Genomic DNA, 20,518 nt, shown 5'->3' with positions numbered 1-20,518 from the left:
CAGTGAAGCTCGCCGTACAGGAGCAGCTTCTGCCCGGCCGCACGCTGCAGGAGAAGTTCGCGTTCGCGCTCGACGCCGGGTTCGACGCCATCGAGCTGCGCGGCAAGGGTGATTTCCACTTCGCGAGCCGCCTGACGGAGCTCAAGCGGGCGCGGGCCGACGGCGTGATCATGCCGACGGTGTGCGTGGACATGCCGCACTTCATCGGCGACTTCGACCCGGCCAAGCGCAAGGACGCCATCCAGCAGCTCAGGTCGCAGCTCACGGTGATCGCCGAGCTGGGCGGCATCGGCGTCATGACGCCTGCCTCCTGGGGCCAGTTCTCGCTCCGGCTGCCGCCGTTCGAGCCGCCGCGCAGCGCCGAGAAGGACCGCGAGGTGCTGACCGAGGCGCTGGGCATCCTGGGCGAGCACGCGCAGCGCAACGGCGTGCTGATCATGCTCGAACCGCTCAACCGGTACGAGAACCACATGGTCAACACCCTCGCCGAGGCCGTCTCCTACTGCTCGATGGACTCGATCAGGATCGTCGGCGACACGTACCACATGAACATCGAGGAGGACGACCCCTGCCGCTCGCTGGTCGAGGCCGGCCCCTACCTCGCGCACATGCAGATCAGCGAGTCCAACCGCAACCAGCCGGGCACCGGTCACATCGACTGGGGCGCGCAGCTGGCCACGCTCGACGCCGTCGGTTACGACGGCTACCTCGCCCTGGAATGCCGCCTGCGGGGCGAACCCGAGATCGTCCTCCCCCAGACCGCGGCTTTCGTCAGGAAATACCTATGATCCTGCGCGACGCCGTGCGTGTCCTGGTGGCCAACTGGGACGGCAGCTACACGGTTCCCTCCCGCCGCCTGTACCCGCACCAGTGGAGCTGGGACTCCGCCTTCATCGCGATCGGGAACGCCCAGTGGTCGCCCCGAAGGGCCAGGTGCGAGTTGCTCTCCCTGTTCGGCGCGCAGTGGCGCGACGGCAGGGTGCCGCACATCGTGTTCAACCCCACGGTGCCCGAAGGGGCCTACTTCCCGGGGCCCGAGTTCTGGCAGGCGCACGCCCCCTCCGGGGCCGCGACCTCCGGCATCGTCCAGCCGCCGGTCCACGCGCTGGCCGCGTGGAAGACGCACCTGGCCGAGCCCGACCCGGCGTTCCTGCGCCGGATCTACCCCCGGCTGGTGGCGCAGCAGGAGTTCCTGCGCGCGGCCAGGCGCTCCCCCGAGGGGCTGATCTCGATCGTGCACCCCTGGGAGTCGGGCATGGACAACAGCCCGGCCTGGGACCTGCTGCTGCAGGCCGTACGGCCCGACACCGTGGGCTTCGTGCGCAGGGACCTCGCCACGGTCAGCGCCGACGAGCGGCCCACCGACCGCGACTACGAGCGCTACGTCTCGCTCGCCCGCGCCTACCGCGACTCCGCCTACCGCAGTCCGGGGGAGTTCCAGGTCGAGTGCCCCCTGTTCAACGCCGCGTACGGCGTGGCCGAATCGACGCTGGCCCGGATCGCGGAGGTGTGCGGCCTCGACCCCGAGCCGCACGAGCGCGAGGCGGACGCGATCACCGCCGCCATGGTCGAGCACCTCTTCGACGGCGGCCTCTTCCAGGCCCGCGACGTGCGCACGGGGCAACTGCTCCATTCCGGCAGCACCGCCGGGCTGACCCCGCTCATGCTCCCGCACCTGCCGGACGAGGTCGCCGACGCGCTGATCGGCGCCGCGCTCGACCGGTTCTCGCTCAAGGACGGGGCGCTGCCCAGCTACTCTCCCGCGGCGCCGGAGTTCGACCGGGCCCGTTACTGGCGCGGCCCGAGCTGGATCAACCTCACCTGGCTCGTCTGGCAGGGGCTCAAGGACCGCCGCTCCGACCTCGGCGCCCTGGTCGCCGACGGGATGGTCAACGCGGTCGCGCAGTCCGGCTTCCGCGAGTACTTCGACCCCTTCAGCCTGCACGGCCACGGCAGCCACGACTTCAGCTGGTCAGCCGCCCTCATCCTCGACGTGGTCGCTGAGCACGGCCTGGACGCTCTGGCGGCGTCCGGCCGCGAGATCGGACAGGAACTCAGGGGCCTCGGTGAACCCGACGACGTCGGTGATCACGTGCTCGCGTAGCCGCCTGCCGTACCGCCTGAGCAGGGTGATCGTCTCGTGCGAGAGCCGTTCCCTGTCCCAGGCGTGCGCCAGGCCGCGCGGCACCCGGCCGATCTGGGCGCAGCGCAGCGTCAGCCCGTTGTGGTGGAACTCCTCGCCCAGCCGCACCTCCTGCGCGCCCTGGGTGTAGAAGGCGAGGTCCACCAGCGTGCCCTGGGGGCGGAGCATCCTGAGCCCGAGGGCCAGCGCCCTGGTCTGGCCGCGGCACTGGAACACCACGTCGGCGCCCCGGTCGTCGCGGGCGTGCCGCCAGCGGCGCTTCAGGTCCATGGCGGGGTCGTTGTCGGCGGCCAGCACGTTCGCGCCGAGCGCCGCGGCGACCGCCAGCCTGGCCGGGGTCTCGTCCACGACCACGACCTCGGCCGCGTCGCAGGACATGGCGAAGCACGCCGTCAGCAGCCCCACGACGCCCGCGCCCACGACCGCGACCCGCCGTCCGCGCACGCCGTCGCCGAGCTGCTGCACGGCCGGGCCGTGCAGGTCGTGCGCGGCGTGCAGGAGGCCGTTGGCGCAGATCGGGCCCATGTGGGCGACGTAGACGCCGAGTATGGGGTCGAGGTCGTCAGGCAGCTCCACGAACCGGTCGGCCATCGGGTCGGCGACGTAGGCCGTGCGATGTCCGTAACACATCGCGACCAGCGCGCCCTCGCTCACCGCCCGTGTCCGCGTCTCGACCACCAGGCCGACCTGCATGTAGCCGATGCCGCGCACCGGGTAGGCGATCGACGGCGTGCCCTCGGTGAACAGGCCGAGCGCCGGGTCCCAGGTCGAGGCCAGGTAGGGGTTGGTGCCCTTGACATAGGTCAGCTCGGTGCCGGCCGAGACCCCGCTGTGGGCGGTGGCCAGCATGAACCCGCCCTCAGGGATGCCGGGCAGCTTCTCCTCGATCAGGCACACCTGGCCCGGCGCTTCGATGCTCAAAACTGTGCCCATGGCCTCACTCCGTTCGGCGGCTCGGTCGCTGGGGTCCGTCGCCTTCCCTCGTCGCTCTGGTCGCTTCGCTCCCGCCGCTCCTCAGTCCAGGCGACGGCGCTCCCTCGCTCCCATCCAGCACCACCGGCCTCCGTTCAGCGGCGGATTGTGCCAGGGCCAGCGCCAGGCGGTGGGTGCGCAGCGCCTCCCCGTACGGTACGCGTACGTCGGCGTCCCTACCCTGGACCGCGTTGATGAACTCCCGGTCCACCCGCGTCTTCGCCTGGCCGTCGTCCTCGATCACGCGCCGGCCGTCCACCAGCAACCGCGTCTCGCTGAGCTCCAGCGCGAGGCCGTCGGCGCACACCTCCAGCCCCACCCGGTGCTTCTGGGTGAGCAGGCAGGAGGTGGCCAGCAGCCCGGCCGCGCCGCCGGAGAAGCGCAGCACCGCGGCCGTGGCCCGGTCCACCTCGCCGTCGCTGTGGTTGGCGGCCGGTACGGCGTGCACCATCGACACCTCGCCCACCAGGACCCGGGCGAGGTCCAGGACGTGGACCGCCTGCTCCACGATCTGGCCGCCGGACATGTTCGGGTTCAGCCACCAGGCGACCGGTGGCACCTTGTCCAGCCAGTGGCCCAGGGCGAGCCGTACGGGACGCTCGGCGAGCAGGTCACGGGCGTGTTCGATGATGTCGAGATAACGCCAGTGATGGCCGACCGCGGTCGGCAGCGATCTTCGCTCGATTTCGGACGCGATGATTTCTGCGGTTTGGAGGTCGAGCGAAAGGGGTTTTTCCACAAAAAACGGTAGATTGCACGACAGAACATCATGTTCGGGGTTACCGTGCGCGAAAGGAGGCACACAGACGTAAACAGCATCGAGACTGCCGGCACTGAGTAGGTCGGCATGGTCGCCATAGGCGGGGGCCCCATGCCTGGAGGCCAAAGCCTCGGCCCTGTGGAGATCTATGTCGGCGATTCCCGCGATCGTGACATCTGGGAAGCCTGACAGTACATCTGCGTGGCGAGCGGCGACATTTCCGGCACCTATGATGCCGACGCGGGTCGTTGGGGACACATTCCGGCATATGCCACATCTGATCGCCATCAAACAAAGAGGTTCAAAGGCGCATAGATCGGGCAGAAGTCGTGACCTCGTGAGATCGGGGCTTACTGCATGGAGAAAAACCTGCGAGCCTTGGCCAGAGTCCAGGAGTGGTACGGTCCGCACTCGAGCACGGCAGCCGAGTGGCCGATCGACGCCTTGATGTTGGCCAAGGGATCCACCACGGTAAGTGTCGTCCTGCCAGCTCGTGACGAAGAGTTCACAGTGGGTGACATCGTCCGTGTGATCCGCCGTGACCTCGTCGAACGGGTGCCGCTCGTCGACGAGATCCTCGTCGTCGACTCCAACTCGATCGACGCCACCGCCGACCGCGCCCGCGAGGCGGGCGCCCGCGTGGTGGCGCAGAACCAGGTGCTCTCCCACCTGCCGCCCCTGACGGGCAAGGGGGAGGCGCTGTGGAAGGGACTGGCCGCCTCCAGCGGCGACATCGTCGTGTTCGTGGACGCCGACCTGCTCAACTTCGGCGCCCACTTCGTCTCCGGCCTGGTGGGGCCGTTGCTGGTGGACCGTGACATCCACTTCGTCAAGGCGAACTACGAACGTCCGTTCACGGGCGAGGACGGCGTGGTGCGCCGAGCCTCCGGTGGCCGGGTGACCGAGCTGGTCGCCCGACCCCTGATCAATATGTTCTGGCCGGAGCTGGCCGGGTTCGCCCAGCCGCTCGGCGGCGAGTACGCGGCCAGGCGCGAGGTCCTGGAGCAGGTGCCCTTCGTCACCGAGTACGGCGTGGAGTTCGGTCTCCTCGTCGACCTGCTCCAGCTCGTCGGCCTGGACGCGATGTCCCAGGTGGACCTGGGCAGCCGTACGCACACGCACCAGTCGGTGAGCGCGCTCGGCCGGATGGCCGGGCAGATCATGCTCACCGCCTGGTCCCGCCTGGAGCGCCAGGGGCGCGTACTGGCGGCTCAGCGCCCCGCGCACACGATGCTGCAGTTCGGGATCGACGGGGCGGACCTGGTGGACGTGGCCGTGGCGGAGCGACCTCCGCTCGCCACCCTCGTACCAGAGGAGGATGTGGCATGAAAGTCCTGGTCAACGCGGGGCCGTGGCTCGCGGTCCCGCCCCCCGGCTACGGAGGGATCGAGAACGTCGTGGCCACGCTGGTGCCCGCGCTGCGCGAGCGCGGCGTGGAGGTCGTCCTGGCCTCCGTCGGGTCCAGCATGCTTGAGGTGGACGAGCTGATCAGCGTGTACGACGACGGCCAGTTCGCCGAGTTGCAGAAGCCGTACAACCAGGTCATGGGCATCGCGCACGCCCACCAGAGCAGGGTGGCGGCCGAGCTGCGCGCCCGCGACGACATCGACCTCGTCCACGACCATCTCGAGGTCGTCGGGCCGGCGGTCCTGTCGGCGTTCGGCGGGCCGCCCGTCCTGCACACCCTGCACTGGGACCTGCGCAAGCACTCCGCGTTCTACGGCGCGTTCCCGCCGTCGATCGCGGTCAACGGCGTCTCGGAGTCGCAGCTCGCCCGCGCCCCCGACGCACTGCGGGCGGCCTCGCTCGGAGCGGTCTACCTGGCCAGCCCGCTCGCCGATCGGGACCTGCGGGTGGACCGGGGCGAATATCTGGTGGTCATGGGCCGGATCTGCGGGCTCAAGGGTCAGCACGTCGCGGCCAGGATCTGCCAGAAGCTGGGGCTCCCGCTCGTCCTGGCGGGGCCGGTCAGCGGCCGGAACACCCCCGCCGAGCTGGACGCCGTGGTCCAGGACCCCTACCACCCGCTGCACAGCCACCCCGACGTCCGCTACCACCTCGACCAGGTGTCCCGTTACCTCGACGGGGAGCTGGTCAGGTGGGTCGGCGCCGTGGGCGGCGAGGCCAGGGACCAGCTCTACGCGGCGGCCAGGGCCGCGCTCTTCCCCATCCAGTGGGACGAGCCCGGTGGCACGGCCGTCGTCGAGGCGCTCGCGCTCGGGGTGCCGCCGGTCGGGCTGCGCCGCGGCTGCCTGCCCGAGATCATCGACCACGGCCGCACCGGCTTCCTGGCCGACTCCGAGGAGGAGCTGGCGGAGTGGGTGCTGCGGGTGGACGAGATCGACCCTGAGGAGTGCCGCAGGGACGCTCGCAGCCGCTTCTCGCCGTCCGTCATGGCGGAGCGCTACCTGGAGCTGTACGAGGCCGCCACGGCCCGCTGACCTCGTGCCGCGCTGAGAGGCGTCCGGGCCGGCTCCGGCTCGGGCGCCTCGTGGCGTCCGGGGCGGCTCCGGCGCCTCGTGGTGCCCGGGGTCAGGCGAAGCCGCGGGGGAGCACGATGACCGGGCACGGCGAGGCCCGCAGCGCCTTCATGGCCAGCTCGCCCAGGAACACCCGGTGCGGCTGCGCGTCCTCGCTGGCCGCGCACACCAGCAGCTCGCCCGGCAGCCACTCCACGTCCGCGAGCGCGGCGGCCACGTCGTGCCCCTCGGCCGCCTCCGCCTCCGCCTCGATCCCGGTGGTCTCCCAGGCCAGCCGCACGGCCAGCGCGAGGTCGTCCCTGAGCTTGCCCGGATCCTCCGTGCGCAGGTCGAGGGTGATCAGCCGGAGCGGGATGCCCAGCCGCAGCGCCGCCTGAGCCACGCGCTCCACCGCCTCGTCGCACTGCGGCCGGTGCACGTACGCCAGCGTCAGGCGCCCGGGCCCGTCGACCGGGACGTATTGGGCGGGCGTCAGCATGACCGCCTCGGACGACAGGTGAAGCAGGTGGTTGGAGGTGGCGCCGATGGCGATGCGGCCGTGCTGGCCGCCCTCCGCCGAGCCGACCACGATCAGGTCGGCCCTGATCCGGCTGGCCAGCACCGACAGCCCGCGCCCCGTGCCCCGGCTCTCGTAGGTGAGGTAACCGGCGGGGACGGACCCCAGCTCCTCCGCCGCGTGCGCCAGATTGGCCTGCGCCTCCACCGCCAGCCCCGGGCTGCCCGGCGGGTAGATCGTGGCGACCGTGAGCTCTCCGCCGGTGACCCGGGTGATCGCGGCGCCCAGGGCCAGGGCGTCGCGCCCGCCCGGTGCGTTCGTGTAGCCGACGATCACGTGCTCTCCGATCACGAATGCCCTTCTACCCGCTCTGAGCTGGGAATACGCGGCCTTGATCGGAACGTTGTAAACCATTGGAGGCGCAAAGAAGTGAAGATCACTCTTGAGACCAGTTTCAACGGGACTATCGGTCCGGTCACGCTCCGTGATGCGGTTCAGCAGCTCAGAGAGCGCGATCTGGCCTGTACGGTGGCCGCGGACACCGTGGACCAGAAGGTGATCATCTTCTCGGCCTGCGTGGAGCGCGGGTTCACGCCGCTCCGCAGCGAGATCATGGCCGCCTACTACGTCGCCGAGCTCGACGCCACCTCTGAGGCGTTCGACCGGGGGCTCATCACCAGGGACGAGCTGGAGATGCAGCAGGCCGCCCTGGCGCGCCTGATTCTTTCTTAGGACATTTCCCGACTTTCGGTCTTATGGTCGAGGCGTTTGACCGCGGGAGTTCGTAAGGTCGTGTCCATTGCCCATTCACGGATTGGACACACGTGTACCGCGACATCGTCGACTTCGCCCTGACCACGCCCGGGTGGCTGCACACCCTCGCCGAAGTCGGGACGGATGCCGGGTTATTCCTGTTCGTGGCGCTGTTCGCGGCGGCCGCGTTCCGGGCGTGGCGGGCTCCGGCCCGCGACCTGGCACTGGTGATCGCGGGCCCGGCGGGGGTGGTGTTCGCGTACGTCGTGAGCGAGGTCGTCAAGACCGTCGTCCGGGAGCAGCGGCCGTGCCGGGGCGGGATCGCGACGATCTCCGCCTGCCCGCCCTCGGGCGACTGGTCCTTCCCCAGCAACCACTCGGTGATCGCGGCCGGGGCCGCGGCCACGCTCGTGCTCGTCTGGCGGGCGCTCGCGTGGGTGGCGCTGCCGCTGGCGGCGGTCATGGCGTTCTCCCGCGTCTTCGTGGGCGTGCACTACCCGCACGACGTGGCCGCGGGATTCCTGCTCGGCCTGGTGCTGGCGCCGCTGTTCGCGCTGCTGGTGGTGGGCGCCGTCACCCCAGCCGTACGCCTTGCGCGGCGTTGATTGGCCGAGCTGCGCTCGGCGGGCTGGGGTGGATGTCCTCGCTACGCTGCGGATCCACCCCAGCGGTCTGTCGCCTCAATGAGCCGGTCGAGGATGCCCGGCTCGGTGAAGGCGTGCCCGGCGTCGTGGATCATGTGGAATTCGGCCTCCGGCCACGCCTTGTGCAGGTCCCAGGCCGTGGCCGCGGGCGTGCAGGCGTCGTAACGGCCCTGCACGATCACGGCGGGGATGTGCCTGATCCGGTCGACGTCCCTGATGAGCTGGTCGGGCTCGAACCAGCCGCCGTGGTGGAAGTAGTGGTTCTCGATGCGGGCGAAGCAGACGGCCAGCTTGTCCTCGCCGAACTCCGCGACGAGCTCGGGGTCGGGCAGCAGCGTGATCGCGCCCGCCTCCCACTGCGCCCACGCCTTGGCCGCCGTCAGCCTGGCCTCGGTGTCCTGCCCTTCGAGCCGCCTGCGGAAGGCGGCCATGAGATCCCCGTGCTCCTCGGCGGGGATGGCCGCGAGGTAGGTCTCCCACCGGTCGGGGAACAGGTAGCTGGCCCCCTCCTGGTAGAACCAGTGCAGCTCCTGGGGGCGCAGCGTGAAGATGCCCCGCAGGACGAGCTCGGTCGTGCGGCCGGGGTGCCGCTGCGCGTAGGCCAGGGCCAGCGCGCTGCCCCACGAGCCCCCGAAGACCTGCCACCGCTCGATGCCGAGGTGCTCGCGCAGCTTCTCCATGTCGGCCACGAGGTGCCAGGTGGTGTTGGCGGCGAGGTCGGTGGCGGGGTCACTGGCGTGAGGCAGGCTGCGGCCGCAGTTTCGCTGGTCGAACAGGACGATCCGGTAGCGCTCCGGGTCCCACTGGCGCCGGTGCTTGGCCGAGCAGCCGCCGCCGGGGCCGCCGTGGAGCATGACGGCGGGCTTCCCCTCGGGATTGCCGCAGACCTCCCAGTAGATCTGGTTGCCGTCCCCGACATCCAGCAGGCCGGACTCGTAGGGTTCGATGGGCGGGTACAGCGTTCTCATAGTCCCCGATCCTGCCTCATCCCGGCGGCCCGTAGGGTGACCGTATGGAGCTGGTGACGATCGACGACATCCGGGCGGCGGCCGGGCGGATCAAGGGCGTGGCGGTGCGGACACCGCTCGTGCGGATGGGCGAGGCGTGGGTGAAGCCGGAGAGCCTGCAGCCCGTCGGGGCGTTCAAGCTGCGGGGCGCGTACAACGCCGTGGCCTCGCTGCGGCCCGACGGCGTGGTCACGCACTCGTCCGGCAACCACGGGCAGGCCCTTGCCTTCGCGGCCAGGGAGTTCGGGGTGCCGTGCGTGGTGGTCGTGCCCGAGGGCGCGCCCCGGGTGAAGACGGCGGCCATCGAAGGGTGGGGCGCCGAGGTCGTGGTCGTGCCGCCCGAGCAGCGGGAGACCGTGGCCGAGAAGCTGGCGGCGGAGCGCGGGCTGACGCTGGTGCCGCCCTACGACCACCGGGCGGTGATCGCGGGACAGGGCACCGTCGGGCTGGAGATCGTCGAGGATCTGCCCGACGTCGAGGTGGTGCTGGTGCCGGTGGGCGGCGGAGGGCTCGCGTCCGGGGTCGGTACGGCCGTCAAGGCGCTGCGGCCCGACGTACGGGTGATCGGGGTCGAGCCCGAGCTGGCCGCCGACGCCGTGGAGAGCCTGGCCGTCGGCCGTCCCGTGGAGTGGGGGGCGGCCAGGACCTTCAGGACCATCGCCGACGGGCTGCGTACGGCGCTGTCGGAGCTGACCTTCGCGCACCTCAGCCGGCGGCTCGACGAGATCGTCACCGTGTCGGACGACGAGATCAAGGCCGCCATGGGCCACCTGGCACGCTCGGCCCGGCTGGTCGCCGAGCCGAGCGGGGCGGTCACCACGGCGGCGCTGCTGTCCGGCCGGGTCGCGACCGGCCGCACGGTGGCCGTGCTGTCCGGGGGGAACGTCGACCCCGAGCTCTACCGGCAGGTGGTTTAGGCCCACTCGTGGCGCGACAGGAACGACCGGTCGCCCGTGGCGTACTCGTTGAAGGCGGCCTGCACCTCCGCCAGCTCCGGCACCATGGTCCGGATGAGCGTGCCCTCCTTGTACTCCAGCTCGTAGCCGGGCGACACCTGCAGGAAGTGCCGCCCGAAGTTGACCAGGGCCACGAACGGGTTCTGCGCCGACAGCGTGGCGAGGACGTCGTGGATCAGGCCGAGGTCCGGGTCGTGGACGATCATGCCGTCGCCCGTGTGGAGCTGCATGCCCTCGTAGACGCCCAGGGGTGCCACGTTGTGCACCAGGTCGCGCTGAGGGTCGTAGCAGACCAGCCCGTGCGCCCGCGCGATCGTGAGCACCTGCGCGGACATCTCGTCCATCGTGTCCAGGTCCATCGTCACCAGCACGTGGCCCGGATAGAGCGTGACCTCCCCGGGCAGCTCCTTGGCGACGTCGGGGGCATCCCCCGTCACAGGGGAGGTCCGCTTGACCGCCAGATAGGTGGCGCGGGCCTGGTCCCTGCTGATGGGCACCGGCTCGTCCCACACCATCAACTCAACGCTCATCGGTCCATCTTGACGGACGGGCACCGTCCTCGCGTGACACAGCGCCCATGTGCCGCAAAGCCGTGCCGGACAAATCTACGCAGTCTTCTCCATATCCGGCGAACATAGCCAGGATCGGCGGCGGCGAACATGCTGGGAGCGTGGGCCGCCTCCGATACCGCGCCGTCGGGGGTGGCTCACCCCGTTCAACTGGAATAACGACCTGGTGAGGGTGGGAAGGAACAAAGCGGCTTGTCCGGGTGAGCGGGGGAACGGAACATGGGGAGAGACCGCAAGGGAGCCTCGATGATCGAGATCTGGCCGGGAGACCCCTATCCGCTCGGGGCGACGTACGACGGCGCGGGCACGAACTTCTCGCTCTACACCGAGGTCGCGGACGCGGTCGAGCTGTGCCTGTTCGACGAGGACAACGTCGAGGCGAGGGTGTCGCTGACCGAGGTCGACGGGTTCATCTGGCACGGCTACCTGCCGGGGATCGGGCCGGGCCAGCGCTACGGCTACCGCGTCCACGGCCCGTACGAGCCGGCGCGCGGGCTGCGCTGCAACCCCGCCAAGCTGCTGCTCGACCCGTACGCCATGGCCATCGAGGGCGGCGTGACCTGGAACGAGGCGGTCTACGGCTACCGGTTCGGCCAGCCCGACACGCGTAACGACGCCGACTCGGCCCCGTACGTGCCGCGCTCCATCGTGATCAACCCGTTCTTCGGGTGGGGGCACGACCGGCCGCCCGCGACGCCGTACCACGACACCGTGATCTACGAGGCCCACGTGCGGGGGCTGACGATCAGCCATCCCAAGATCCCCAAGCATCTGCGCGGCACGTACGCGGCCCTGCACCACCCCGAGATCCTCGACCACCTCACCAAGCTCGGCGTCACGGCGGTGGAGCTCATGCCGGTGCACCAGTTCGTGACCGACGACATCCTGGAGCAGCGCGGCCTGTCCAACTACTGGGGCTACAACTCGATCGGGTTCTTCGCGCCCCACAACCGCTACTCCAGCCAGGGGCAGCGCGGCGGGCAGGTGCTGGAGTTCAAGGCCATGGTCAGGGGGCTGCACGAGGCGGGCATCGAGGTCATCCTCGACGTCGTCTACAACCACACCGCCGAGGGCAACCACCTCGGGCCCACGCTGGGGCTCAGGGGCATCGGCAACCCCGACTACTACCGGCTGGTCGACAACGACCCGCGCTACTACGTGGACACCACGGGCACGGGCAACAGCCTGCTCATGCGCTCGCCGCACGTCCTGCAGATGATCATGGACTCGCTGCGCTACTGGGTCATCGAGATGCACGTCGACGGGTTCCGTTTCGACCTCGCCTCGACGCTGGCCCGCGAGCTGCACGAGGTCGACCGGCTGAGCTCGTTCTTCGACCTGGTGCAGCAGGACCCGGTGCTGTCGCAGGTCAAGCTGATCGCCGAGCCGTGGGACGTGGGACCGGGCGGCTACCAGGTCGGCAACTTCCCCTCCCGGTGGACGGAGTGGAACGGCCGCTACCGCGACACGATCCGCGACCTGTGGCGCGGGCAGCCGGCCACGCTGCCCGAGTTCGGGTCCAGGTTCACCGGGTCGAGCGACCTCTACCAGGACGACAGCCGCCGCCCCGCGGCCTCGATCAACTTCGTCACCTGCCACGACGGCTTCACCCTGCAGGACCTCGTCTCGTACGACCTCAAGCACAACGAGGCGAACAAGGAGGGCAACCGCGACGGCACCGACGACAACCGGTCCTGGAACTGCGGTGCGGAGGGCCCGGCGGGCGACGCCGTCGAGGCGCTGCGCGAGCAGCAGAAACGCAACTTCCTCACCACGCTCTTCCTGTCGCAGGGCGTGCCGATGCTCTCCCACGGCGACGAGCTCGGCCGCACGCAGCAGGGCAACAACAACGGCTACTGCCAGGACAACGCGCTGACCTGGGTCGACTGGTCCGACGTGCGGGAGAACTGGCTGCTGCTGGAGTTCACGCAGAGCCTGGCCGCGCTGCGGAAACGGCATCCGGTCTTCCGCCGAAGGCGCTTCTTCTACGGCAAACCGGTACGCGGGCTCAATGACATCGCCTGGCTCACGCCGTCCGGTGAGGAGATGACCGACGGCGACTGGAACGTCGGATACGCGAAGTCACTGGCCGTGTTCCTCAACGGTGACGCCATCACCGAGCCCGACCGGCGGGGGCGCCCGATCCGGGATGACTCGTTCCTGCTGCTCTTCAACGCCCACTACGACACGATCAAGTTCACGATCCCCAAGGACTACGGCGAGATGTGGCACACGGAGATCGACACCGCCATGCCGATCATGCTCGACCCGCGCATGTGCCGCGGCGGGGAGGCCATCGCGGTGCCCGGACGCAGTGTGCGGGTGCTGCGCCGTGTCTAGGCCGGCCTCCACCTACCGGGTGCAGCTGACCCCCGACTTCGGCTTCGCCCAGGTGGCCGAGATCGCCGGCTACCTGCGCGACCTCGGCGTGAGCCACGTCTACCTGTCGCCGATCCTGCAGTCCACGCCAGAGTCGCGGCACGGCTACGACGTCACCGACCACTCCAGGATCAGGGAGGAGTTCGGCGGGGCGACGGGGTTCAGGGAGATGGCGCAGCAGCTCGCCGCCCATGACCTGGGCATCGTGGTGGACATCGTGCCCAACCACATGAACACGGTCAACGCGCAGTTCTGGTCCGTGCTCAAGGACGGGCCCGCCTCGCCGTACGCGAGCTGGTTCGACATCGACTGGAACGGCGGGAAGGTCGCGCTGCCCGTGCTCGGGGACGACACCGAGCCGTACGTGGACGGCGACGTGGTGCGCTACCACGAGCACACCTACCCCTATCCCGGCCACTACCGGCTGGTCGGCTGGCGCGAGGGGCCCGGCTACCGGCGCTTCTTCGACGTGTCCTCCTTAATCGGCCTGCGCGTGGAGGATCCGTCCGTGCTGTTCGCCACGCACGAGGTGATCTTCTGGCTGCTCGACGAGGGGCTGGTGGACGGGCTGCGGGTCGACCACCCCGACGGGCTGGCCGACCCGCGCGGCTACCTCGAACGGCTGCGCGCCAGGGCGGGCGAGACCTGGACCGTGGTCGAGAAGATCCTCATCGGGCCCGAGCGGTTGCCGGGCGACTGGGCCTGCGACGGCACCACCGGCTACGACGTGCTCAACCGGGTCAACGGCCTCTTCGTCGATCCCGACGGCAAGGCTCCCCTCGTCCGGCTCTTCGCGGACCTGACCGGGCAGCCGGCGGAATACCGGCCCGTGATGGCGCAGGCCAAGCGGGAGGTGCTCGACCTGTTCTTCGGCGCCGAGGTCGCGCGCCTGGCCAGGGTCGCCGGGCAGGACCCCGCCGCCGTGCGCGAGCTGCTGGCCGCGATGCCGGTCTATCGCGCGTACGTGGTGCCCGGCGAGCCGCCGCCGCCCGAGTCCGCCGAGATCGTCGAGCTGGCCGCCGAGGCGTGCTCGCCCGCCGTGCTGCCGCTCGCCCGCGAGGTCCTGTACGGCTCGGACGAGGCGATCGTGCGGTTCCAGCAGTCGTGCGGGCCCGTCATGGCCAAGGGGGTGGAGGACACGGCGCTCTACCGGTGGTTCCCGCTGGCGTGCCTCAACGAGGTGGGCGGGGAGCCGGACGCGTTCGGGCTGGCGGCGGAGGACTTCCACGACTTCTGCGCCGAGTTGCGGCCGTACACGATGACCACGCTGTCCACGCACGACACGAAACGGTCGGAGGACGTGCGGGCGCGGCTGTCGGTGCTGGCGGAGATGCCCGAGGAGTGGGCCGCGGCGGTGGCGTCGTGGTCGGCCTCGGTGCGTTTCGACCCTCATCTGGACTATCTGGCCTGGCAGAACCTCATGGCGGCGTGGCCGATCTCGGTCGAGCGGTTCACGGATTACCTGCTCAAGGCGGCGCGGGAGGCCAAGACCGCCATTTCCTGGATAAATCCGGATCCGTCCTATGAGCGTGGGCTGCGGGAGTTCGCGGCCGCGGCGGTGCGGCAGCCGGTCGGCGAGTTCACCTCGCGGATCGAGCCCTACGCCATGTCGAACTCGCTCGGGGCCAAGCTCGTGCAGCTCATGATGCCCGGAGTGCCCGACGTGTACCAGGGCAACGAGACGACCGACTTCTCGCTGGTCGATCCGGACAACCGGCGGCCGGTGACGTACCCTCGCAAACCCGAGACCTCGTGGGACGCGGCCAAGCTGCTGGTCACGACGCAGGCGCTGCGGTTGCGCCGCCGTCTCGGGGGCGCGGCGCCGTACCGGCCGCTGTGGGCGGAGGGGCCGGCGGCGGAGCACGTGATCGCCTTCGCCCGAGGGGAGCGGCCGCAGGCCGTCGCGGTCGCCACCCGGCTGCCCGTGCGCCTGGCCCGGTCCGGATGGGGCGCCACGTCCCTGACGCTCCCCGCCGGGAACTGGCGCGACCTGCTCACCGGTGGCTTCTACACGGGGCGGATCCCGCTCGCGCACCTGCTTGGTCAGTATCCGGTCTCACTGCTGGAGCGACATGATCTTTGAGGTCTGGGCACCTAAGGCCACCGCTGTCGAACTGTCCCTTGCGGACGCCCCTCATGCGATGTCGCGCGGGGAGGGAGGCTGGTGGTCGGTCGAGGTGGCGGGGGCCTCGCACGGCACGCGGTACGCGTACCTGGTGGACGGCGAGGGGCCGTACCCGGATCCGCGCTCGCGGCGGCAGCCGGAGGGGATCTTCGGGCCGAGCGCCGTGTACGACCACGCCCGCTTCACGTGGTCCGACCACGAGTGGAAGGGCCGTGACCTGCGGGGGGCGGTGATCTACGAGCTGCACGTGGGGACGTTCACGGCGGAGGGGACGTTCTCGGCGGTCGTCGAGAAGCTGCCGCACCTGGTGGAGCTCTCGGTCGACTTCGTCGAGGTCATGCCGGTCGCGCCCGTGCCCGGGGGGCGGAACTGGGGCTATGATGGGGTGGATCTGTATGCCGTCAACGAGACTTATGGGGGGCCTGACGGGCTCAAGTCGTTCGTGGACGCGTGCCATCAGGCGGGGATCGGGGTCATCCTGGACGTCGTCTACAACCATCTCGGTCCGTCGGGGAACTTCCTGCGCCCCTTCGCCCCCTATTTTTCCGGATTTAAGGGCAGTTATTGGGGCGAGGCGGTCAATCTGGACGGGCCGGGCTCCGACGAGGTGCGGCGGTACTTCGTCGGCAACGCGGTGCAGTGGCTGCGCGACTACCACATCGACGGGCTGCGGCTGGACGCCGTGCACGCGCTGCACGACCGCCGCGCCCGGCACCTGCTGGCGGAGCTGTCGGAGGAGGTGGACGCGCTGGCCTGCTCGGTCGGCCGACCGCTGTCCCTCATCGCCGAATCCGACCTGAACGACCCGCGCATGGTGCGCTCGCTCGACGCCGGTGGCCTGGGGATGACCGCCCAGTGGTGCGACGACGTCCACCACGCCCTGCACTGCGCGGTCAGCGGGGAGTCCCACGGCTACTACGCCGACTTCGCCTCCCTGCCGGCGCTGGCCACGGTGCTGACCTCGGGAGTGCTCCACGACGGCACGTACTCGTCCTTCCGCGACCGCGCCCACGGCCGTCCCTTCACGGGCGTGCCCGGCCACCGGCTGGTCGCCTGCGTCCAGAACCACGACCAGATCGGCAACCGCCCCGGCGGTGACCGCCTGCCCGTCCCCGCGCTCAAGCTGGGTGCGGGCCTGCTGCTGAGCTCGCCGTTCACCCCCATGCTCTTCATGGGGGAGGAGTGGGGGGCGCGCACGCCGTTCCTGTTCTTCTCCGATCACGTGGAGCCCGCGCTGCGGGAGAGCGAGGCGGCGCGCCGGGAGCGGGAGTTCGAGGGGTTCGGGTACGTCTGGGACGCGCCCGACCCGTCGGACGAGGACACGTTCCTGCGCTCGAAACTGGACTGGAGCGAGGTGAAGGAGGAGGAGCACTGGTCGCTGCTGTGCTGGTACCGCGACCTGATCGCGCTGCGCAAGGCCCTGCCCGAACTCTCCGACCCGCGCCTGGACCGGGTCCGGGTGGAGGTGGACGCGCTGGGGAAGTGGCTGCTGATGTGGCGGGGGACGCTGGTGGTGGCGGTGAACTTCGCCCAGGAGTCGGCCACGATCCCGGTGGCGGCCGGGACGGTGCTCCTGGCCTCGGACGACCCCGTCCTGGCGGACGGCAGATCCCTGCGCCTCCCGGCCCAATCCATGGCCATCTGCAGACACCAGTAGGGCGGGCCGGGCGGGTCGCGCCTGCCTGCCCAGCCCGCCCGGAGCCGCCTACCGGTTCAGGGGTAGGGGTCAGGGATAGCGCCGCTTCTCGTAGTCGTCGATGACCTTGCCCAGCTTGGCGAGCTTCTCGGTGAACCAGACGTTCTCGGCGCCCGTCGGCGGGCGGTTGGAGTCCACGTACTGGTAGCCGAGGTTGGAGAACATGGCGACCACGTAGGTGCGGCCGCCCTTGCCGGGCAGGGACTTCACGATGCCCGCGTCGGCTCCGGAGTTGTTCACCCAGCCGTTCTTGTGGGCGTACGTCACCTCGGCCGCGTCGTTGCACGGCCGCACGTCGTGGCCGTACGCGATGCCCTGGCCGGGGATGGTCACGGTGCCGTCGGCGCCGATCCAGCGCGAGGGCGTGAGCTGCGGGATGCCCGGGGCCGGATAGGCGGCGCCGCACCAGTTGGTGGTCGACAGGGCGACGTTCATGCCCTGGTCGCCGAGCTTGCTCTTGAAGAACGTACGGGAGGCGTCGCTGAGGACGGCGGCGGTGACGCCGGTGCCGTCCGGAGCCGTCCACAGGGTGCCCAGGCCGCCGTTGACCAGCATCAGCAGCTTGGCCGTGTCGAGCGAGCTCATGGTGACGGGGTTGCCCCACCGGCCGCCGGTGTTCGGGTTGGTGTTCTTCAGCTGCAGCGTCTCCAGGCCCAGGTCCTGGAAGGTCTGGTTGAGGCCGTCGATCGCGCCGCGGTCGTGCAGCAGCTTGACCATCGCGCAGGCGCCGTTGTTGGACGACCATGTGAGCGCGGCGTCGAGGTAGCCGCGGATGGTGTTGCTGCTGGCCGGGCCGCACAGCGAGCTGATCGGCGCGATCGGCTCGTAGTTGTAGGTGTCGTCGAGAGAGATCTGGCCCTGGTCCACCAGTCGCAGCACCCCGAAGGCCACCATCAGCTTCAGCACGGAAGCGGGGTACGGGCTCATGAAGTCGATGGAGGCGTTCTCCCGGCCCGGCACTATGTCGATGGTGCCCTGGCCTTGGTTGGCGTACCAACCGGCGTCGTCCCACTGCCGCCAGCGGACGTCGGTGGTGTGCAGGTTGCGGTCGACCGGCACGACCTTCCCGTCCGGATACTGCGGGCTCATCAGCACGGTGCCCGAGGAGACGGGGCGACCGGCCCGGTTCAGCTCGATGACGGTCAGGTCGATCTGCGGCTGCTGCGAGATCGGCGCGGCCGCCGCGACGGCCGCGAGCATGTCCGCCTGCTTCGGCGGTTTCCGCGCTTCCTTGTCGACGCTGTCCTGCCTCAGCGCGTTCAACCCGGCCGCGCCGGCCGGTGGACTGGTGTCCAGGACCTGCTCGAACTGCAACTGGTCGAGAGCCTGGCGTAAGCGATGCGCAAGCACGCTCGCGGAGCCGTCCTCGGCCGCGGCCGCCGGAGGCGGCACGACTAATCCACCCAGCAGTACGGCTGCGGCGGCGAGCCCGGCAAGACCTCTACGTCGATTTCTGGATCTTGGGAGGTTCACCGCGCCACTCTAGCCAGCGGGCCGGCGATCAGCGCAAAATATCTTGAACCAGTTCGCCTGAGGGCTGCCGACCAGCGAAATTACCCAATCTTCCCCGCAACGCCCCCGGCCTCGTCCGGCCCGACACCGCTCGTGCAGTGCCGCTTGGGCGCGGCAAGCGTACAGCCCTTGAGAGCTCCCCACGCCGCACCACCGCCGAAGACCCTAGGCCTTGGTGAGCAGCCACCCCCAGACCTCCCAAAGCTGCTGCCACACGGCACGCCACCGCCGGTTCGTACGGGGCACGCCTTTCCTGTCGCATCCTCGACCAGGCACGCCTCCATGAAGCAACACACCCCAGCCTCATGCTCACCGACCTCGCCACCCCAGGCCCCCATTGACGGCGCACAGGACCTGAACCCTGAGATCCTCGCCCTCTCGCCGCGCCGCCCTCTCGCCGTCACGTCACGTCACGCGCCCCACGACGCCCATGCGCCCCAAGAGCCCCACAGGGCCCACCTGGCCCACAGCCCCACGCGCCGCCCCGCGCCGATCGCACGCGGTCGATCGCGCGCCAGTCTCACGCGGCCTCCCAACGTCGATCGCACATAGCCAATCGCTCGGAGACGCGGAGACCCCGCGCTGCCCGCTCTCGGCGGTTCACCACCAATGGAGGTGGGCCGGACCGGACCGGAGCGGAGCGTTATCCACAAGGCCGAGCACAAACCGCAGGCGTTATCCCCAGAACCCCGCTCCACTCCACCCGAGGCCCCCGTGATCGCCGATGATCCTGAGTGCCTCACCGACCCCAACACCTCGACACCTCAACAACCAACAACCGAACACCCCCGACACCCCCGACACCTGCCCGAAAACCCACAAAACCCTTGAGCACCCCAAACACCGCAATTCGCGCGGGGCTCAGGGGCAACCCGGAGTGCATCCGCCATGAAGATCATCCTGCCTTTGCCTGCCACCCTGACCTCCCTCTTCATCGTGGCCACCGAGCACCTGCCATTCGACGTCGACTCGTTCGTGCCCTGGCGCATAGCCGGCCCGTACAGAAGGGCTGCGATCACCGCAGCAGGCAGCGGCTCCTTGAGGGCAACCCACCACCAGACCCCCTGGAAACCAACCGCAACCGACCTCACAGCCGAGGAAAGACGCCGCCTACGCCGCACCGGTCAGCACGTGGTCGTATCCACGACCGCGACCCCGCACAAGCTTCCGACCAGCATCCAGACGGCGAGAGCGGCGGCCCGCGCCCTGGCGAGGGAGTGTGACGGCCTCCTGATCGACCCCTTGACGGGCACCACCATCCTCACCTGCGGAAGATGCGCAGGAGAGCCCACGGATTTCCGCCTCAGCGACGACTGGCTGTCCTGGGACGTCCAGGTCCACGACGCCGCCACTTGCCCACCCTGGGACCCGGCCGACATGGGCGTATGCGACTGCCTACGCGTCACCTCCCGAGGCCTGCGCCGCTTCGCCCTCCCCGAGATCACCCTGGACGGCGCCGCTTGCGCCCACAACCTGTGCGCGACCAACCTCCTCCGCACAGTGGCCCACCGCCTGGTCACAGACCACCTGGCCTACGTAGCCACCCATCCGGAGGCCACCGACCGCAAGATCGACGACTTCCTCCAGATAAGCCCCGCGGACCAGCCAGACGGCGGCCTCCCTTTCGGCGTCCAACTGACGCCCTACGACGCCGACCAGGGCGAACTGGGCCGCACAGGCACCATCCGCCGCCTCAAGATCGGCCCACCACCAGGCGCCGGCCACATCACCTGCCTAAAGGTCGGCCCCCCATCAGGCTTCCCCGGCTCCCTCAACGACTGGCTATGCGCCACCCAAGCACCCATCCACCCCCCACTCACCCTGATCACCTGCCCCCCTGCAACAACCCAGCCCACCCCCACACCCCCAACCCCCTTCCCTCCAACCCCCCTGACCCCGTCCCACCCCTACACCCAAACGGCGACCGCGACCCCGCCCTCAACCTCAGCACCAATCTCAACCATGACACCCAAATCAGCCCCAGCCCCAGCCCCAGCCTCGGCCCCAGCCCCAGCCTCGGCACCGG

At 70.0% G+C, this 20,518-nt stretch carries 16 protein-coding genes and 1 pseudogene; 10 read left to right on the top strand and 7 right to left on the bottom strand.

Annotated elements, in window-relative coordinates; translation table 11 throughout:
- Window positions 1–2: 2 nt before the first annotated feature.
- Both ACIBQ1_RS13400 and ACIBQ1_RS13395 read left to right on the top strand, forming a co-directional pair.
- On the top strand, window positions 3–788 hold the full coding sequence (locus ACIBQ1_RS13400; protein WP_397277168.1) for a sugar phosphate isomerase/epimerase family protein: 786 nt from the start codon (window positions 3–5) through the stop codon (window positions 786–788).
- Window positions 719–1,963, top strand: a pseudogene (locus ACIBQ1_RS13395) (MGH1-like glycoside hydrolase domain-containing protein); the annotation flags it as partial. The gene ACIBQ1_RS13400 and the pseudogene ACIBQ1_RS13395, both read left to right, overlap by 70 nt.
- A gap of 9 nt (window positions 1,964–1,972) precedes the next feature.
- On the opposite strand, the gene ACIBQ1_RS13390 reads toward ACIBQ1_RS13395, so the two are convergent.
- Window positions 1,973–3,076 (bottom strand): zinc-binding alcohol dehydrogenase, encoded by a 1,104-nt coding sequence (locus ACIBQ1_RS13390; RefSeq protein WP_397277167.1) that lies wholly within the window; start codon window positions 3,074–3,076, stop codon window positions 1,973–1,975.
- A 4-nt stretch (window positions 3,077–3,080) separates the two neighbouring features.
- Window positions 3,081–4,163 (bottom strand): Gfo/Idh/MocA family protein, encoded by a 1,083-nt coding sequence (locus ACIBQ1_RS13385; protein WP_397277667.1) that lies wholly within the window; start codon window positions 4,161–4,163, stop codon window positions 3,081–3,083.
- Window positions 4,164–4,232: 69 nt separating this feature from the next.
- Here ACIBQ1_RS13385 and ACIBQ1_RS13380 point away from each other — a divergent pair, with 69 nt between their 5' ends.
- Both ACIBQ1_RS13380 and ACIBQ1_RS13375 read left to right on the top strand, forming a co-directional pair.
- On the top strand, window positions 4,233–5,204 hold the full coding sequence (locus tag ACIBQ1_RS13380; RefSeq protein WP_397277166.1) for a glucosyl-3-phosphoglycerate synthase: 972 nt from the start codon (window positions 4,233–4,235) through the stop codon (window positions 5,202–5,204).
- The gene (locus ACIBQ1_RS13375; protein WP_397277164.1) at window positions 5,201–6,316 is read left to right on the top strand and encodes a glycosyltransferase; all 1,116 of its coding nucleotides are present in this window, start codon (window positions 5,201–5,203) and stop codon (window positions 6,314–6,316) included. Before ACIBQ1_RS13380 ends, ACIBQ1_RS13375 begins: the two co-directional genes overlap by 4 nt.
- A 91-nt stretch (window positions 6,317–6,407) precedes the next feature.
- On the opposite strand, the gene ACIBQ1_RS13370 is transcribed toward ACIBQ1_RS13375, so the two are convergent.
- Window positions 6,408–7,202, bottom strand: a complete 795-nt coding sequence (locus ACIBQ1_RS13370; protein ID WP_397277162.1) for a universal stress protein — start codon at window positions 7,200–7,202, stop codon at window positions 6,408–6,410.
- Between the two features lie 78 nt (window positions 7,203–7,280).
- On the opposite strand from ACIBQ1_RS13370, the gene ACIBQ1_RS13365 reads away from it, so the two are divergent.
- The gene (locus ACIBQ1_RS13365) at window positions 7,281–7,583 is read left to right on the top strand and encodes a hypothetical protein (RefSeq protein ID WP_397277161.1); all 303 of its coding nucleotides are present in this window, start codon (window positions 7,281–7,283) and stop codon (window positions 7,581–7,583) included.
- A gap of 92 nt (window positions 7,584–7,675) precedes the next feature.
- Window positions 7,676–8,209, top strand: a complete 534-nt coding sequence (locus tag ACIBQ1_RS13360; protein ID WP_397277160.1) for a phosphatase PAP2 family protein — start codon at window positions 7,676–7,678, stop codon at window positions 8,207–8,209.
- Window positions 8,210–8,250: 41 nt separating this feature from the next.
- Here ACIBQ1_RS13360 and pip read toward each other — a convergent pair whose 3' ends face one another.
- Window positions 8,251–9,216, bottom strand: a complete 966-nt coding sequence (gene pip, locus ACIBQ1_RS13355; RefSeq protein ID WP_397277158.1) for a prolyl aminopeptidase — start codon at window positions 9,214–9,216, stop codon at window positions 8,251–8,253.
- Window positions 9,217–9,260: 44 nt separating this feature from the next.
- Between pip and ACIBQ1_RS13350 the strand changes: the two genes are divergently transcribed.
- Window positions 9,261–10,172, top strand: coding sequence for a threonine/serine dehydratase (locus ACIBQ1_RS13350; protein ID WP_397277157.1), 912 nt, complete (start codon window positions 9,261–9,263; stop codon window positions 10,170–10,172).
- Here the strand turns inward: ACIBQ1_RS13350 and ACIBQ1_RS13345 are convergent.
- Window positions 10,169–10,741 carry a hypothetical protein gene (locus ACIBQ1_RS13345; RefSeq protein WP_397277155.1) on the bottom strand — a complete coding sequence of 191 codons (573 nt, stop codon included), beginning with the start codon at window positions 10,739–10,741 and terminating at the stop codon, window positions 10,169–10,171. The genes ACIBQ1_RS13350 and ACIBQ1_RS13345 overlap by 4 nt on opposite strands.
- A 285-nt stretch (window positions 10,742–11,026) precedes the next feature.
- Between ACIBQ1_RS13345 and glgX the strand changes: the two genes are divergently transcribed.
- The 3 genes from glgX to treZ are packed head-to-tail and all read left to right on the top strand — an operon-like array spanning window position 11,027 to window position 16,941.
- Window positions 11,027–13,120: a glycogen debranching protein GlgX gene (glgX, locus tag ACIBQ1_RS13340; RefSeq protein ID WP_397277153.1), complete on the top strand. Its 2,094-nt coding sequence runs from the start codon at window positions 11,027–11,029 to the stop codon at window positions 13,118–13,120.
- Window positions 13,113–15,242, top strand: coding sequence for a malto-oligosyltrehalose synthase (treY, locus tag ACIBQ1_RS13335; RefSeq protein ID WP_397277151.1), 2,130 nt, complete (start codon window positions 13,113–13,115; stop codon window positions 15,240–15,242). Before glgX ends, treY begins: the two co-directional genes overlap by 8 nt.
- Window positions 15,232–16,941, top strand: coding sequence for a malto-oligosyltrehalose trehalohydrolase (gene treZ / locus ACIBQ1_RS13330; protein WP_397277149.1), 1,710 nt, complete (start codon window positions 15,232–15,234; stop codon window positions 16,939–16,941). The genes treY and treZ overlap by 11 nt, the downstream gene beginning before the upstream one ends.
- A 69-nt stretch (window positions 16,942–17,010) precedes the next feature.
- Here the strand turns inward: treZ and ACIBQ1_RS13325 are convergent, their stop codons facing one another.
- Together ACIBQ1_RS13325 and ACIBQ1_RS13320 are read right to left on the bottom strand one after the other, a co-directional pair.
- The gene (locus ACIBQ1_RS13325; RefSeq protein ID WP_397277147.1) at window positions 17,011–18,372 is read right to left on the bottom strand and encodes a serine hydrolase; all 1,362 of its coding nucleotides are present in this window, start codon (window positions 18,370–18,372) and stop codon (window positions 17,011–17,013) included.
- Window positions 18,373–19,887: 1,515 nt separating this feature from the next.
- A complete protein-coding gene (locus tag ACIBQ1_RS13320) occupies window positions 19,888–20,217 on the bottom strand; it encodes a hypothetical protein (RefSeq protein ID WP_397277146.1) in 330 nt (109 codons plus the stop codon).
- Window positions 20,218–20,518 lie beyond the last annotated feature (301 nt).

The organism is Nonomuraea sp. NPDC050153 (assembly GCF_044460125.1).
In the GTDB taxonomy this organism is placed as follows: domain Bacteria; phylum Actinomycetota; class Actinomycetes; order Streptosporangiales; family Streptosporangiaceae; genus Nonomuraea.
This window is presented reverse-complemented; position numbering and strand designations above follow the sequence as displayed.